We start from the raw sequence: 15,667 nt of genomic DNA on the forward strand, positions 1-15,667 counted from the left end.
TTTCATGCAAAGGTCGTTGAGTAGTCATGCCCGGCCAAACCTCTACCCGTCAGTAAGGCCTAGGCTCGAAGCATGCGCCGAGCGAAAATCGTTTGCACCCTGGGACCCGCCACCGACACCTACGACCAGATCAAGGCCCTGGTCGAGGCCGGAATGGACGTGGCACGCTTCAACCTCAGCCACGGCACCTACGCCGACCACGAGGAGCGCTACCAGCGCGTGCGCAAGGCCGCCGACGAGCTCGGCCGCAGCGTCGGCATCCTCGCCGACCTTCAAGGCCCGAAGATCCGCCTCGGCCGCTTCCACGAAGGACCCGTACTCCTGGAGCGCGGCGACGAGTTCACCATCACCGTCGAACCCGACACCCAGGGTGACCGCCAGGTCTGCGGCACCACCTACGCCGGCCTCGCCGAGGACGTCACCCCCGGCGAGCGCATCCTCGTCGACGACGGCAAGGTCACCCTCGAAGTCACCGCCGTCGAAGGCCCCCGCGTCACCACCACCGTCATCGAAGGCGGCATGGTCTCCGACCACAAGGGCCTGAACCTCCCCGGCGTCGCCGTCTCCGTCCCCGCGCTCTCCGACAAGGACGAGGCCGACCTCCGCTGGGCCCTGCGCACCGGCTTCGACGTCATCGCCCTCTCCTTCGTCCGCAGCGGACGCGACATCGAGGACGTCCACCGCATCATGGACGAGGAGAACCGGCGCCTCCCCGTCATCGCCAAGGTCGAGAAGCCCCAGGCCGTCGACAACATCGAGGACATCGTCGCCGCCTTCGACGGCATCATGGTCGCCCGCGGCGACCTCGGCGTCGAAATGCCCCTGGAGCAGGTCCCGATCGTCCAGAAGCGGGCCGTCAAGCTCGCCAAGCGCAACGCCAAGCCGGTCATCGTCGCCACCCAGATGCTCGACTCGATGATCGACAACTCCCGGCCCACCCGCGCCGAAGCCTCCGACGTCGCCAACGCCGTCATCGACGGCACCGACGCCGTGATGCTCTCCGGCGAGACCAGCGTCGGCAAATACCCCATCGAGACCGTGAAGACGATGGGCCGCATCGTCGAAGCCGCCGAAGAGGACATCCTCGCCAAGGGCCTGCCGCCCCTGACCGAGCGCAGCAAGCCCCGCACCCAGGGCGGCGCCGTCGCCCGCGCCGCCGCCGAGATGGGCGACTTCCTCGGCGCCAAGTTCCTCGTCGCCTTCACCCAGTCCGGCGACACCGTCCGCCGCCTCTCCCGCTACCGCTCACCCATCCCGCTGCTCGCCTTCACCCCCGTCGCCGCGACCCGCTCCCAGCTCAACCTCACCTGGGGCGTCGAGACCTTCCTCGGCCCGCACGTCGAGTCCACCGACGCGATGGTCCAGCAGGTCGACGAGCAACTCCTGAAGATCGGCCGCTGCCAGAAGGGCGACATCGTCGTCATCACCGCGGGCTCACCCCCCGGCGTCGCGGGCTCCACCAACCTGGTCCGCATCCACCGCATCGGCGAGGACGACAGCACGCGCTAGGCGCGGGGTCAGTACTTCGGGCCCACGTGGGTGTCCATGAGGGCTACGGAGGCTTTGCGGGCGACGGAGATGTTGAAGGGGTCGCTGCCCCGGGCGAGCGTGGTCCACTCGACGCCGACCTGGTCGAGGGTGTCGGTGAACAGCTTCCGGATGTCGTCGGACTTGTTGGTGAAGAAGTACCGGGGGTACTCGTAACGCTTGCGCTCGCCGCCGACCATGCGGGTCGTCCAGTTGGTGATGCGGCAGCCGTCGGAGTGGATGAGCCCCCGGATGAATTCCCACGGGTACTCGTTGACGATCTCCTGTTGCCAGGGTTCGAGCGCGATGGTGCGCTCGTGCTTCTTGCCGGGGCCGTGCTGCGGGAACATGCAAGGCCAGTGCTTGGTATACGACTTGACCTCGGTGCAACCCTTCCTCTGGCGCGGTTTCACCCTGGGCGTGGGCATGACGTTCCGCATGGCATCTTCGGTGGCAGCGATGAGGCCGGGCCAGGAGTCGGCGCAGAAGATCGACAAGTGATGTTGCTTCGGCTTCGAGATGATGTGTCCGTCACCGAGGTAGAGGCCGAGAAGGTAGCTGTACGCGACGTGGTCGAATTGGCGGCCGGTGCAGAGGGGGCAGTCGGTGGGCTGCTCGTACTTGATTCCGTGCTTTCTGCGGTCTTCGGAAAGCCACCAGCCAATGGTGCCGCGAGGCACGTTGAGGCGCTCCGCTACAGCTCGATTTGGCAGACCTAGGCGTAAGAGTTCGAGCGCCTCGGCTCGTACCGAAGGTTTGTGCTGTTCCATGAGTCGGAGTCTGACTGAGGCTGCCTGGTGAGGCCGGGGAACGCGGTGCGTTCACACGTTCCCGTGAAAGTCGATCTACCTAGTCGCGACCTTGGAATTGAAGGTAAAGTGCCCCGAGTGGGATTCGAACCCACGCTGGATGGTGTTTGAGACCACTGCCTCTACCGCTGGGCTACCGGGGCATCCTTCAGAACGAAGGTTAGCGGAGACCTGCTGTGCCTCAAACATACAGGAGCTAGGTAGGCTCAAGGCAAGCAGTAACGTGCCCCGCAACGAGGAGCCCCCGTGACCACCCCCGAGTCGCCCGAGCCCGCTGACGTGTCCGACGAGCAGTCGCACGTGCCGCCGCTGACGACCCGTGTCGTCATCGCCGAGGACGAGGCCCTGATCCGGCTCGACCTCAAAGAGATGCTGGAGGAGGAGGGCTACACCGTCGTCGGTGAGGCCGGTGACGGTGAGAAGGCCATCGAGCTGGCCCGTGAGCACAAGCCGGACCTCGTCATCCTGGACGTGAAGATGCCCGTCATGGACGGCATCTCGGCGGCGGAGAAGATCGCCGAGGAGTCCATCGCCCCGGTCCTCATGCTCACCGCGTTCTCCCAGCGCGATCTCGTCGAGCGGGCCCGCGACGCCGGTGCCATGGCGTATCTCGTGAAGCCGTTCAGCAAGAGCGACGTGGTGCCCGCCATCGAGATGGCGGTGTCCCGGTTCACGGAGCTGAAGGCCCTGGAGCAGGAGGTCGCGGACCTCACCCAGCGCCTGGAGACCCGCAAGCTGGTGGACCGCGCGAAGTCGATTCTCCAGACGGAGTACGGCCTGACGGAGCCCGCCGCCTTCCGCTGGATCCAGAAGACGTCGATGGACCGCCGCCTGTCGATGCAGCAGGTCGCGGAGGCGGTCATCGAGGACGCGGAGGAGAAGAAGGCAGCCAAGGGCTGAGGGTTCCGGCCCCTGGGCCTTGAGCGGTGAAGAGGGCGGTCACCCCGGTGTCGGGGTGACCGCCCTCTTCGTCGTTCCTTTGGCTGCCGGCCTGTGGGGGCTGGGCGCGCGACTCCCCGCGCCCCTTACGGGGCCCCCGGGGCGGGACTAGTCCTCACCTAGGTACGCCTTGCGGACGGACTCGTCGTGCAACAGGTCCTGTCCGGTGCCCGACAGCACGATGTTGCCGACCTCCATCACATGCCCGTGATCCGCGAGGGACAACGCGGCCTGGGCGTTCTGCTCGACGAGCAGGATGGTGGTGCCCTGGGCCTTGAGCTCGCTGATGGTCTGCATGATCTTCTGCATCATGATCGGCGAGAGCCCCATGGAGGGCTCGTCGAGCATGAGGAGCTTGGGCCGGGACATCAGCGCCCGCCCCATGGCGAGCATCTGCTGCTCGCCGCCGGAGAGGGTGCCCGCGGCCTGCTTGCGGCGTTCCCCGAGGATGGGGAAGAGGTCGTAGGCGCGCTGGATGTCCTTCTCGATGCCTGCCTTGTCGTCACGGAGGTAGGCGCCGAGCTGGAGGTTCTCGGTGATGGTGAGCCGGGGGAAGATGTGCCGGCCCTCGGGGGAGTGGGCTAGGCCCAGCGCGACGATCTTGTGGGCGGGGATGCCGTTGAGCGGCTGCCCGTCGAACATGATCTTTCCGGCGAGCGGCTTGAGCAGGCCGGAGAGGGTGCGCAGGGTGGTGGTCTTGCCGGCGCCGTTGGTGCCGATGAGGGTGACGACCTGCCCGGCTTCGACGCTGAAGGAGATGCCCTTGACGGCTTCGATCTTGCCGTAGGCGACCCTGAGGTCCTCGACCTCGAGCAGTGTGGTCACAGGCTCTTTCCTTCCGAACCGGTGGTGCTGGTACCGGAGTCGCCGGCGCCGGTGGCGCCCGGTGCGTCGTCGGGCGCGGGCGCGGCCGCCGCCTCCGCTTCCGCCTCGGCCGCCTCGACCTCGGCGACCTCCGCCGCGCCGGGGGCGCCCTCGAAGGGGGTGCCCAGGTAGGCGGCGACGACGCGCTCGTCGGCCTGGACGACTTCGGAGGTGCCCTCGACGAGCTTCTCGCCCTGGACGAGGACGGCGACGCGGTCGCAGAGGTTGAAGATGAACCGCATGTCGTGCTCGATGACGAGGACGGCGATGCCCTGGTCGCGGATGGCGAAGACGAGTTCCTCGGCGGCCCGGGTCTCCTGCGGGTTCATGCCCGCGGTGGGTTCGTCGAGGAGCAGCAGCCCGGGTTCGCTGGCGAGGGCGCGGGCGATCTCCAGCTTGCGCTGTTCGCCGTAGGGGAGGTTGCGGGAGAGGTGGTCGGCCTTGTGGGCGAGGCCGATGAACTCGAGGAGTTCCATGGCCCGCGCGTGGGAGGCGGCTTCGGCCCGTTTGAAGCCGGGGCCGCGCAGGAGTGCCGACCAGAGGCCTTCCTTGGTCCTGGTGTGGCGTCCGACGAGGACGTTCTCCAGGACCGTCATGTTGGCGAAGAGCCGGATGTTCTGGAAGGTGCGGGCGATGCCGGCGTCGGTGACGAGGTGGGGTTTGGCGGGCAGCACGGTGCCCTTGTAGGAGACCTTGCCCTCGGTCGGGACGTACAGGCCGGTGAGGCAGTTGAAGAAGGTGGTCTTGCCGGCGCCGTTGGGTCCGATGAGGCCGACGATCTCGCCGCTGTTGACGGTGAGGTCGACGGAGCGGACGGCGGTGAGGCCGCCGAAGCGCATGGTGACGCCGCTGGCTTCGAGGACGGTGGTGGTGGTTGTGGTGGTCATGGTGGTCACGCCCCCGCCTTGCTGGCGCCGACGGTTCCTTCGGGCAGTTTCTGCTGGTCGGGTACGTCGAGTTGGTCGGTCTCGTGGTATTCGAGCTGCGCGCGCTTGTTGGCGACGAGGCCTTCGGGCCTGAAGCGCATGAGCAGGATGAGCGCGAGGCCGAACAGCAGCAGCTGGTAGTCCTCGAGGAACTGGAGTTTGGCCGGGATGAGGTAGAGCAGGGCCGCGCCGATGAGGGGTCCGCTGATGGTGCCCATGCCGCCGAGGATGACGGCGGCGAGCAGGAAGGCGGAGTTCGGGGGCACGGTGTTGGCGAACAGGTACTGCTCGGGCGTGATGCTGTACGAGACGTGTGCCTGGACGGTGCCGGCGAATCCGGCGAGGGTGGCGCCGAGGGCGAAGGCGATGAGCTTCACGCGGAAGCCGTTGATGCCCATGGCGGTGGCGGCGGTCTCGTCCTCGCGGATGGCGACCCAGGCGCGGCCGATGCGGGATTCCCCGGAGCGGCGGAAGACCAGGACGACGACGGCGGTGAAGAAGAGCATCAGCAGGTAGTAGTTGGCGGGCCTGCTGAGGGTGAAGCCGAGGACTTCGTGTTCGATGCCGAGGTTCCAGCCGAAGATCTCCAGGTCGGGGATGTTCGGGATGCCCTGGGCGCCGTTGGTGAGGTCGGGGCCCGCGCTGCCGTTGAGGTTGTTCATGGTGATGCGGAAGATCTCGCCGAAGCCGAGCGTCACGATGGCGAGGTAGTCGCCGCGCAGGCGCAGGGTGGGGGCGCCGATGACGATGCCGAAGACGAGGGATGCGGCGGCGCCGGTGAGGACGGCGGCCCAGAAGGGGAACTTGACGTCGAAGGTGGACGCGGGCGATCCGGAGACGAGGGCGGCGGTGTAGGCGCCGACGCCGAGGAAGGCGACGTATCCGAGGTCGAGGAGTCCGGCGAGGCCGACGACGACGTTCAGGCCGAGGGCGACGGTCGCGAAGATGAGGATGTTGACGCCGATGAGGGCGTAGCTCGCGTCGCTCTGGGTGAAGGGGAACATGGCCGCGGCGATGATCGCCGCGGTCAGGGTGACGTTGCGGTGCTTGGCGGTGAGCGCGTTGAGCCGGGGGATGAGGCCTGCCCGGTTGAGCGCGGTGGCGCCGAAGACGGTGGTGATGAGGAAGCCGATGAAGAGTTCGGAGTAGGCCTCGATGCCGTACGCGAAGACGTAGAGGCCGATGCCGAACGAGGCGGCGATGATGAGGATCTCGACCCAGTCGGGCAGGGTCTTGGCGCGCTGGGGCGCGGGTGCCTTGAGGCTGGAGCGCAGGCGTTCCCAGGGGTTGTGGTGGGGTTCGTCGGCGGGCAGGTCGGAGGGGAGTCCGAGGGCGCCGACGGCGGCGACGAGCGCGCCGATGCCGGAGACCCAGGCGCCCGGTTCGAGGTTGACGATGCCGCCGAGGTGTTCGGCGATGGCGCCCATGGTGTAGCCGGTGGAGCCGAGGACGCCGAGGCTGAGCAGGACCACGGGGCTGTTGGTGCCGCCGGGGGTGAGCCAGCCGAGGCCGCGGATGCCTTGCCCGGAGAGGGCGAAGAGCAGGGTGAGGGCGGCGCCGACGAGGGTGATGATCTGGAGGCCGCCGGGGTAGCCGGTGACGGTGAGGTCGCCGGGGAAGGCGGTGGTCCAGGTCCAGGCGAGGAAGGTGCCGACGAGGGCCGCGGCGGATCCCGCGTAGACGGCGATGCGGGCGATGTGCGGCGGGATGGGGAGGGTGGAGGTGGGGAGTGCGGCGGGGGTCTTGGCCGTGCCGCCGTTGTTCCCCGTGCCTCCCGGGTTCCCGGAGTCCTTGGTGGTGTTCGTGGTCATGGGTATCACGCCCGATCCGCGACGCGTTCGCCGAGTAGGCCTTGGGGCCTCAGGAGCAGGACGAGAATGAGCAGGGCGAAGGCCCACACGTCCTTCCAGGCGCCGCCGCCGAACTGTTCCATGCCGGGTACGTCGGCCATGTAGCCGGTGGCGAGGGCTTCGGCGACGCCGAGGACGATGCCGCCGAGCATGGCGCCGTAGATGTTGCCGATGCCGCCGAGCACGGCCGCGGTGAAGGCCTTGAGGCCCATGATGAAGCCCATTTTGAAGCCGACCTGGCCGTTGTGGAGGCCGTAGCCGACGGCTGCGACGGCGGCGAACGCGGCACCGATGGCGAAGGCCATGACGATGATGCGGTCGGTGTTGATGCCCATGAGCTTGGCGGTGTCGGGGTCCTGCGCGGTGGCCTGCATGCCGCGGCCGGTGCGGGTCTTGTTGACGTAGTAGGCCAGGGCGACCATGCACAGCGGGGCGGCGATGATGAGGAAGAAGTCGCCGCGCTGGATGTCGGCGCCGAAGATGTGCACGGGGTCGCCGCTGAACTGCGGGAACGTGCGGTCCTTCTTGGCCTCGGGGTACCACTTCCAGATGGCCTGCTGGAGCAGGATGGACAGGCCGATGGCGGTGATGAGGGGTGCCAGGCGTGGGGCGCCGCGTAGCGGGCGGTAGGCGAAGCGTTCCGCCGCGGTGCCGACGGCGACGGAACATATGACGCCGCCGATGATCATGAGCGGGATCGCGGCGAGCAGCGAGAATCCCTCGGGGAGCCACAGGGAGACGGTCAGGGCGCCGAAGCCGCCGACCATGAAGATCTCGCCGTGGGCGAAGTTGATGAGCTGGACGATTCCGTAGACCATCGTGTAGCCGATCGCGATGAGACCGTACATCGCGCCGAGGATGAGTCCATTGGCCAGCTGTTGCGGCAGTTCGTTCACCGCAGGGCCTCCGTTGGTTCGGATATGGCACCGCGCGGGAGCGCTGGTAGCGCTTCCCGCGCGGTCTTGAGTCAATGGGTGTGCGTGGGATTTACCGGGGCTTGTAGGCCTCGCTGAACTTCGACTCCCACTTGTTGTTCTTGATCTCGTACGCGGTCATCATCGTGTTCGTCGTGTCGCCGTACTGGTCGAAGGAGACGGTGCCGGTGACGCCGTCGAACTTGACCTTGGCCATGCTGGCGAGGACCTTCTCGCGAGCGTCGTCGGGAAGCTCTCCGTCGTTCTCGGCGACGGCGAGCTTCACGGCTTCGATGATCGCCCAGGTGGCGTCGTAGGTGCCGCCACCGTAGGTCTCCATGTTTTCCTTGTAGTTCTTGTTGTATTCCGCGATGAACTTCTTCGCGGAGGGAAGTTCCTCGACGGGCGCGCCGACGGAGGTGCCGAGGTCGCCTTCGGCCTTCTTGTTGAGCTTCGGGAACTCTTCGCTCTTCATGCCGTCGCCGCCCATGAGCGGGACGTCGGCGCCGGACTCCTTGAGCTGCTGGCTGAGCGGGGCCGCGGCGGGGTACTCGCCGCCGTAGTAGACGGCTTGGGCGCCCTTGCCCTTGACCTTGGAGGCGACGGACTTGAAGTCGCGGTCCTCGGGGTTGACGTGGTCCTGGCCGACGATCTTGCCGCCGAGGGAGGTGAAGGTGTCCTTGAAGGACGCGGCGAGGCCGGCGCCGTAGGTCTTCTGGTCGTCGATCAGATAGACCTTCTTGATCTTCGCCTTCTGGTACAGGTACTGCGCGGCGAACTGGCCCTGGACCTGGTCGGTGGTGGCGGTGCGGAAGAAGGTCTTGAACTGACGCTTCTTGTCGCCCTTCTTCCAGCCGTCGCCCTGGGTCAGCTCGGTGCCGGTGTTGGCGGGCGAGATCTGGGTGAGGTTGGCGTCGTTGAAGGGCTTCTGCATCGACTGGGAGACGCTGGAGTTCAGCGGGCCGACGACGCCGATGACGTCCTCGTTGCTGATGAACTTCTGCGCGTTCTGGCCGCCGACGGAGGGCTGGGCCTGGTCGTCGAGGGGCTGCAGCTTGAACTCGACGCCGTCGACCGTCTGCTCCTTGTTGGCGGTCTTGACGGCGAGTTCGGCGGAGTTGCGCATGCCGATGCCGAGCGCGGAGAGGTCGCCGGTCAGCGGGGCGTCGAAGCCGATGGTGACGGTGGTCTTGCCGCCGCCGTTGTCGTCGGAGCCCTTGTCCTTGTCGCGCGACCCGCAGGCGGTGAGGGTGAGTGCCCCCGTGGTCAACACCGTGGTGAGGATGAGCGCGGAACGGTTTCGCACGATGGGTCCTTTCCCTGGCGCGGTCCCCTCTGCGGAGGAGCCGTGAAGATCGCCGGGCCGTACTGGTGGTGGTACCGGGCCGTGCAATTCAGTTCGCGCCCGGCGGCGCGGTGACTGGCCGTGACTCTAAGGGGGCAATTGATCCAGGTGGAGTGGTCGAGCCAAGGCTGTGACGCTCTTGTTATGCCACGGAGTATTCCGCGCTGGAACGCAGGGGTCGGTTGTGGCGGAATATGCACGCTTCGGCAGATGTCGCCCCTGGAAACCGGCAGGACCGTTAAGTGGTTTCACTCATGACAGCCGTGTTCGGGGGGTATGCGGAGTCGAACGCCCGGAAATGATCTTTCGCGGTGCGCGATGTGCTTCCCGCGGGTCGCGAACGGATTGCGCACGCATTACGCAGCGTTACTCCGGAAAAAAGGGAGCCAGGCATTCCGTGCCACTTTTCCGCTTTCGCGAATGTGCGCGGTCAGGAGTGTTTTTGCGTAGCACTCCTGTTTTTGAGGTGAAGACCACGGCGTGCGCACGGGTGTCCGCGGGTGTGCGCGGGTGCCACCCCTCCGGCGTGCTCCGGATACGGTTGGTGACGACCCGTGTCCGCTATCCGGGCATCCGGACAGACCGAAGGCCTGAGACCCGGATTCGAGCCTCAGGCCTCCGGCCTCGCGTGCATGTCTCAGGCGGCCGGGGAGCCGCCGTCCGCGTCGATGCCGGGCATCGCGTCGACCGGCCGCAGCAGGCAGGTCAGGCGCGCCGTGCACACCCGCTTGCCGTCCTCGTCGGTGATGACGATCTCGTACGTCGCCGTGGAGCGCCCGCGGTGCACGGGGGTGGCCACGCCCGTGACCAGGCCCGAGCGCGCGCCGCGGTGGTGCGTGCAGTTCAGGTCGACGCCCACGGCGATCTTCGTGCTGCCGCCGTGCAGCATCGAGCCGACCGACCCGAGCGTCTCGGCGAGGACCGCGGACGCGCCGCCGTGCAGCAGGCCGTACGGCTGGGTGTTGCCCTCGACGGGCATGGTGCCGACCACGCGCTCGGCGGCGGCCTCCAGGATCTGCACACCCATGCGCCGGCCGAGGTTCCCGGCCGAGAACAGGGCGGGCAGGTCGACGCCGAGCGCGGCGTACTCGTCGATGACCTCCTGCGGGAACTTCGTCGTGTGCTGCTCACCCATCGGCCGTGCTCCGTTCGTCGACGACACCTGACAACAACCGCGGCGGCCACCGCGGCGGCCGCGCCCGTCGCTGAGCGAACGCTCAGTCGGTCGCCGATTGTTCCAGGCGTACGACCACGGACTTGCTGGCGGGGGTGTTGCTGGTGTCGGCCGTGGCGTCCAGCGGCACAAGGACGTTGGTCTCCGGGTAGTACGCCGCGGCGCAGCCCCGCGCCGTCGGGTAGAGCACGACGCGGAAGCCCGGCGCGCGCCGCTCGACGCCGTCCTGCCACTCGCTGACCAGATCGGTGTACGAGCCGTCGGCGAGGCCGAGCGCGCGGGCGTCGTCGGGGTTGACCAGGACGACGCGGCGGCCGTTCTTGATGCCTCGGTAGCGGTCGTCCAGGCCGTAGATCGTGGTGTTGTACTGATCGTGGGACCGCAGCGTCTGGAGCAGCAGGCGCCCCTCGGGCAGGTCGGGGTACTCCACGGGCGCGGCCGTGAAGTTGGCCTTGCCGGTGGCCGTGGGGAAGCGGCGCTCGTCGCGCGGGGCGTGCGGCAGGGCGAAGCCGCCCGGTTCCGCGACGCGGGCGTTGAAGTCCTCGAAGCCGGGGACCACGCGCGCGATGCGGTCGCGCACCGTGGCGTAGTCCTTCTCGAACTCCTCCCAGGGCGTGGCCGATCCGGGGCCGAGGACGCTCCGGGCGAGGCGGCACACGATGGCGGGCTCGGACAGCAGGTGCGGGCTCGCGGGCTCAAGGCGCCCGCGCGAGGCGTGCACCATGCCCATGGAGTCCTCGACGGTCACGAACTGCTCGCCACCACCCTGGAGATCGCGTTCGGTGCGGCCCAGGGTCGGCAGGATCAGGGCGCGCGCACCCGTCACGACGTGCGAGCGGTTCAGCTTCGTCGACACGTGCACCGTCAGCCGGGCGCGGCGCATCGCCGCCTCCGTGACCTCCGTGTCGGGCGACGCGGAGACGAAGTTGCCGCCCATCGCGAAGAACACCTTCGCCTCGCCGTCGCGCAGCGCCCGGATGGCACGCACGACGTCCAGGCCGTGGTGGCGCGGCGGCGCGAACCCGAACTCCTTCTCCAGGGCGTCGAGGAACGCGGGCGCGGGCCGCTCGAAGATGCCCATCGTGCGGTCGCCCTGCACGTTCGAGTGGCCGCGCACCGGGCACACGCCCGCGCCGGGCCGCCCGATGTTGCCCCGAAGGAGCAGGAAGTTGACGACCTCGCGGATCGTGGGCACCGCGTGCTTGTGCTGGGTCAGGCCCATCGCCCAGCACACCACCGTGCGCTTGGAGGCGAGCACCATGCGCAGCGCCTCCTCGATGCGGGCGCGGTCCAGGCCGGTGGCCGTCAGGGTCTCGTCCCAGTCGGCGGCGCGCGCGGCGGCCACGAACTCCTCGTACCCATGGGTGTGTTCGCGTACGAACTCCTCGTCCACCGCTCCCTCGGTCTCCAGGACCAGCTTGTTGAGGAGGCGGAAGAGGGCCTGGTCGCCGCCGAGGCGGATCTGCAGGAACAGGTCGGTGAGGGCGGTGCCCTTGAGCATGCCCTGGGGGGTCTGCGGGTTCTTGAACCGCTCCAGGCCGGCCTCGGGCAGCGGGTTCACCGTGATGATCTTCGCGCCGTTGTTCTTCGCCTTCTCCAGGGCGGAGAGCATGCGCGGGTGGTTCGTGCCCGGGTTCTGCCCGGCGACGATGATCAGGTCGGCCTTGTAGAGGTCCTCCAGGAGGACGCTGCCCTTGCCGACGCCGAGGGTCTCGGTGAGGGCCGAGCCCGACGACTCGTGGCACATGTTCGAGCAGTCGGGGAGATTGTTCGTGCCGAGCTCGCGCGCGAACAACTGGTACAGGAACGCCGCCTCGTTGCTCGTGCGCCCCGACGTGTAGAAGAGGGCCTCGTCGGGGGAGCCGAGGGCGGCCAGCTCCTCGGCGACGATGGCGAAGGCCCGTTCCCACGGCACCGCCTCGTAGTGGTCGGAGCCCTCCGCCAGATACATGGGGTGGGTGAGGCGGCCCTGCTGGCCCAGCCAGTACCCGCTGCGCGTCGTGAGGTCGGAGACCGGGTGCGCGGCGAAGAAGTCAGGCGTGACCCGGCGCAGCGTCGCCTCCTCCGCGACCGCCTTCGCGCCGTTCTCGCAGAACTCCGCCTTGTGCCGGTGGTCCGGCTCGGGCCAGGCACAGCCGGGGCAGTCGAAGCCGTCCTTCTGATTGACGCGAAGCAGCGTCAGCGCCGTGCGCCGCACGCCCATCTGCCGCTGCGCGATGCGCAGCGTGTGACCGATGGCCGGCAGCCCGGCCGCGGCGTGCGGGGCGTCCGTGACCTGGGGCGCGTCCTGGACCGGATCACCCTTGGGCGGCTTGCTGGCCATGGCCTGCTCCTCTTCGAGCGCCTACGTGACGTACGTCTCCGATCCTCCCACGCGGGGCTGACACAGCCGCCGCCCGGGCCACGGAGATGGCCTGAGTGTCAGTGGGGCGTGGCAGGATCGGGGGCGTGGCAGAAACAGCATCGAAGAAGAAGTCCGCGCCCGCCGCCAGGACGGCGAAGAAGGCGACCCCGGCCGCCGGCGGCGAGCGTCCGCGCCTGCTCCTGATGGACGGGCACTCCTTGGCGTACCGGGCGTTCTTCGCGCTGCCCGCCGAGAACTTCACGACGGCGACGGGCCAGCCGACGAACGCGATCTACGGCTTCGCGTCGATGCTGGCGAACACGCTGCGCGACGAGGCGCCCACGCACTTCGCGGTGGCCTTCGACGTCTCGCGCAAGACCTGGCGCTCCGAGGAGTTCACGGAGTACAAGGCGAACCGCTCCAAGACCCCGGACGAGTTCAAGGGCCAGGTCGAGCTGATCGGCGAGCTGCTCGACTCGATGAACGCCGTGCGGTTCGCCGTCGACGGCTTCGAGGCGGACGACGTCATCGCCACGCTCGCCACGCAGGCCGAGGCGGCCGGTTTCGAGGTCCTGATCGTCACCGGCGACCGCGACTCCTTCCAGCTGATCACCGACCACGTGACGGTGCTGTATCCGACGAAGGGCGTCTCGGAGCTGACCCGCTTCACGCCGGAGAAGGTCGAGGAGAAGTACGGCCTGACGCCCGCGCAGTATCCGGACTTCGCGGCCCTGCGCGGCGACCCGTCGGACAACCTCCCGGGCATCCCCGGCGTCGGCGAGAAGACGGCCGCGAAGTGGATCAACCAGTTCGGTTCGTTCGCGGAGCTGGTCGAGCGCGCCGAAGAGGTCAAGGGCAAGGCCGGGCAGAACTTCCGCGACCACCTGGACGCGGTCAAGCTCAACCGCCGCCTGACGGAGATGGTCCGCGACGTCGAGCTGCCCAAGGGGGTCGCCGACCTGGAGCGCGCTCCGTACGACCGCAAGGGCCTCGCGATGGTCCTCGACACCCTGGAGATCCGCAACCCCTCGCTGCGGGAGCGGCTCCTGGCCGTCGACCCGGGCGCCGAGGAGGTCGAGGAGGCACCGCCCGCCGAGGGCATCGACCTGGACGGTTCGGTGCTCGGCTCCGGCGAGCTGGCGCCCTGGCTCGCCGAGCACGGCACGGCGGTGCTCGGCCTGGCCACGGTCGACACCTGGCAGCTCGGCACGGGCTCGGTCACCGAGGTCGCGCTCGCGGCAAATCAGGAGGTGCAGCCCGCAGGGCTTCCCCAGAAGGGTGGTGGCGGGCGACGGGCGGGCGGAGCGGCCGCCTGGTTCGACCCGGCGGGGCTCGACGAGGCCGACGAGAACGCCTTCGCGGGCTGGCTCGCCGACGCGGGCAGGCCCAAGGTCCTGAACAACGCCAAGGGCGTGATGCGGGTCTTCGCCGAGCACGGCTGGAGCGTCGCCGGCATCACCATGGACACCGCCCTCGCCGCCTATCTGGTCAAGCCCGGGCGCCGCTCCTTCGACCTGGACGCGCTGTCCCTGGAGTATCTGGGCCGCGAGCTGGTGCCCGCGGCGGCCGACGGACAACTGGCCTTCGGCACTGAGGACCTCGAGGACCCTGAAGGCGCCGAGGCCGACGCGCTGATGGTGCGGGCCCGCACCATCCTCGACCTGGGCACGGCCTTCGGCGAGCGCCTCAAGGAGGTCAACGCCGCCGGTCTCCTCACCGACGTCGAGCTGCCCACGTCCACGCTCCTGGCCCGCCTGGAGCGGCACGGCATCGCGGCCGACCGGGCGCATCTGGAGGCCATGGAGCAGCAGTTCGCGGGCGCCGTGCAGCAGGCCGTGAAGGAGGCGCACGCGGCCGCGGGCCACGAGTTCAACCTGGGCTCGCCCAAGCAGCTCCAGGAAGTCCTCTTCGGCGAGCTGGGCCTGCCCAAGACGAAGAAGACGAAGACGGGGTACACCACGGACGCCGACGCCCTCGCGTGGCTCGCCGCCCAGACGGACAACGAACTCCCCGTGATCATGCTCCGCCACCGCGAGCAGGCCAAGCTGCGCGTCACCGTCGAGGGCCTGGTCAAGTCCATCGCCGCGGACGGCCGCATCCACACGACGTACAACCAGACGGTGGCCGCCACCGGCCGCCTGTCCTCGACGGACCCGAACCTGCAGAACATCCCCGTCCGCACCGACGAGGGCCGGGCGATCCGCCGCGGCTTCGTCGTCGGCGAGGGCTTCGAGTCCCTGATGACCGCCGACTACAGCCAGATCGAACTGCGCGTCATGGCCCACCTGTCGGAGGACGAGGGCCTCATCGAGGCGTTCACCTCCGGCGAGGACCTGCACACCACCGTCGCCTCGCAGGTGTTCGGCGTGGAGCGCTCCGGCGTCGACGCGGAGATGCGCCGCAAGATCAAGGCCATGTCGTACGGCCTGGCGTACGGCCTCTCGGCCTTCGGCCTCTCCGGGCAGCTCGGCATCGAGGCGGGCGAGGCGCGCGCCCTGATGGACACCTACTTCGAGCGCTTCGGCGGGGTGCGCGACTATCTGCGCCGCGTCGTCGACGACGCCCGCGCCACGGGGTACACGGAGACGATGCTCGGCCGCCGCCGCTATCTCCCCGACCTCAACAGCGACAACCGCCAGCGGCGCGAGATGGCCGAGCGGATGGCGCTGAACGCGCCGATCCAGGGCACGGCGGCCGACATCGTCAAGGTCGCCATGCTGAACGTGGACCGGGCGCTCCGCGACGCGGCGCTGAGCTCGCGGATGCTGCTCCAGGTCCACGACGAAATCGTCCTGGAGATCGCTCCCGGCGAGCGGGCGGCCGTGGAGGAGCTGGTGCGGCGGGAGATGGCCGGGGCGGTTTCGCTTCGAGCGCCGTTGGATGTGTCGGTGGGCGTCGGGGCCGACTGGGAGTCGGCCGCGCATTAGCCTCCGGCTTGGGGTTGGGGTGCCTCTGGGCGTGGGGCTGTTGGTTCC

The 15,667-nt window shown here is 68.7% G+C and carries 11 protein-coding genes and 1 tRNA gene; 3 read left to right on the forward strand and 9 right to left on the reverse strand.

All coding sequences use genetic code 11. The annotated features are described in order from the left end of the window. The first annotated feature begins 72 nt into the window (after positions 1 to 72). Positions 73 to 1,509, forward strand: coding sequence for a pyruvate kinase (gene pyk / locus AB6L24_RS09650; RefSeq protein ID WP_405654188.1), 1,437 nt, complete (start codon positions 73 to 75; stop codon positions 1,507 to 1,509). Positions 1,510 to 1,517: 8 nt separating this feature from the next. On the opposite strand, the gene AB6L24_RS09655 is transcribed toward pyk, so the two are convergent. Continuing rightward, a complete protein-coding gene (locus AB6L24_RS09655; RefSeq protein ID WP_405654190.1) occupies positions 1,518 to 2,297 on the reverse strand; it encodes a helix-turn-helix domain-containing protein in 780 nt (259 codons plus the stop codon). A 109-nt stretch (positions 2,298 to 2,406) separates the two neighbouring features. After that, a tRNA-Leu gene (locus AB6L24_RS09660) sits at positions 2,407 to 2,479 on the reverse strand. 103 nt (positions 2,480 to 2,582) lie between these two features. Here AB6L24_RS09660 and AB6L24_RS09665 point away from each other — a divergent pair. Next, positions 2,583 to 3,236: an ANTAR domain-containing response regulator gene (locus tag AB6L24_RS09665; protein ID WP_380851591.1), complete on the forward strand. Its 654-nt coding sequence runs from the start codon at positions 2,583 to 2,585 to the stop codon at positions 3,234 to 3,236. A gap of 147 nt (positions 3,237 to 3,383) precedes the next feature. Here the strand turns inward: AB6L24_RS09665 and AB6L24_RS09670 are convergent, their stop codons facing one another. The 7 genes from AB6L24_RS09670 to AB6L24_RS09700 all read right to left on the reverse strand — a co-directional run bounded on the left by AB6L24_RS09670 (position 3,384) and on the right by AB6L24_RS09700 (position 12,671). Further along, complete coding sequence (locus AB6L24_RS09670; RefSeq protein ID WP_380851588.1) at positions 3,384 to 4,100, reverse strand: ABC transporter ATP-binding protein; 717 nt, start codon at positions 4,098 to 4,100, stop codon at positions 3,384 to 3,386. Next, positions 4,097 to 5,026 carry an ABC transporter ATP-binding protein gene (locus tag AB6L24_RS09675; protein ID WP_405654194.1) on the reverse strand — a complete coding sequence of 310 codons (930 nt, stop codon included), beginning with the start codon at positions 5,024 to 5,026 and terminating at the stop codon, positions 4,097 to 4,099. Before AB6L24_RS09675 ends, AB6L24_RS09670 begins: the two co-directional genes overlap by 4 nt. 5 nt (positions 5,027 to 5,031) lie before the next feature. After that, positions 5,032 to 6,876, reverse strand: coding sequence for a branched-chain amino acid ABC transporter permease (locus tag AB6L24_RS09680; protein WP_405654196.1), 1,845 nt, complete (start codon positions 6,874 to 6,876; stop codon positions 5,032 to 5,034). 5 nt (positions 6,877 to 6,881) lie between these two features. Continuing rightward, positions 6,882 to 7,811 (reverse strand): branched-chain amino acid ABC transporter permease, encoded by a 930-nt coding sequence (locus tag AB6L24_RS09685; RefSeq protein WP_380851582.1) that lies wholly within the window; start codon positions 7,809 to 7,811, stop codon positions 6,882 to 6,884. A 91-nt stretch (positions 7,812 to 7,902) separates the two neighbouring features. Continuing rightward, entirely contained in the window at positions 7,903 to 9,135 is a 1,233-nt protein-coding gene (locus tag AB6L24_RS09690) for a branched-chain amino acid ABC transporter substrate-binding protein (RefSeq protein WP_405654200.1), read from the reverse strand. Between the two features lie 676 nt (positions 9,136 to 9,811). Beyond that, positions 9,812 to 10,309, reverse strand: coding sequence for a PaaI family thioesterase (locus tag AB6L24_RS09695; protein WP_405654202.1), 498 nt, complete (start codon positions 10,307 to 10,309; stop codon positions 9,812 to 9,814). An 82-nt stretch (positions 10,310 to 10,391) separates the two neighbouring features. Next, the gene (locus AB6L24_RS09700) at positions 10,392 to 12,671 is read right to left on the reverse strand and encodes an FdhF/YdeP family oxidoreductase (protein WP_405654205.1); all 2,280 of its coding nucleotides are present in this window, start codon (positions 12,669 to 12,671) and stop codon (positions 10,392 to 10,394) included. Between the two features lie 224 nt (positions 12,672 to 12,895). Here AB6L24_RS09700 and polA point away from each other — a divergent pair, with 224 nt between their 5' ends. After that, entirely contained in the window at positions 12,896 to 15,619 is a 2,724-nt protein-coding gene (gene polA, locus AB6L24_RS09705; protein ID WP_405657111.1) for a DNA polymerase I, read from the forward strand. Positions 15,620 to 15,667: the final 48 nt, after the last annotated feature.

It is taken from the genome of Streptomyces sp. RK9 (assembly GCF_045070545.1).
GTDB classification, from domain to species: domain Bacteria; phylum Actinomycetota; class Actinomycetes; order Streptomycetales; family Streptomycetaceae; genus Streptomyces; species Streptomyces alboflavus.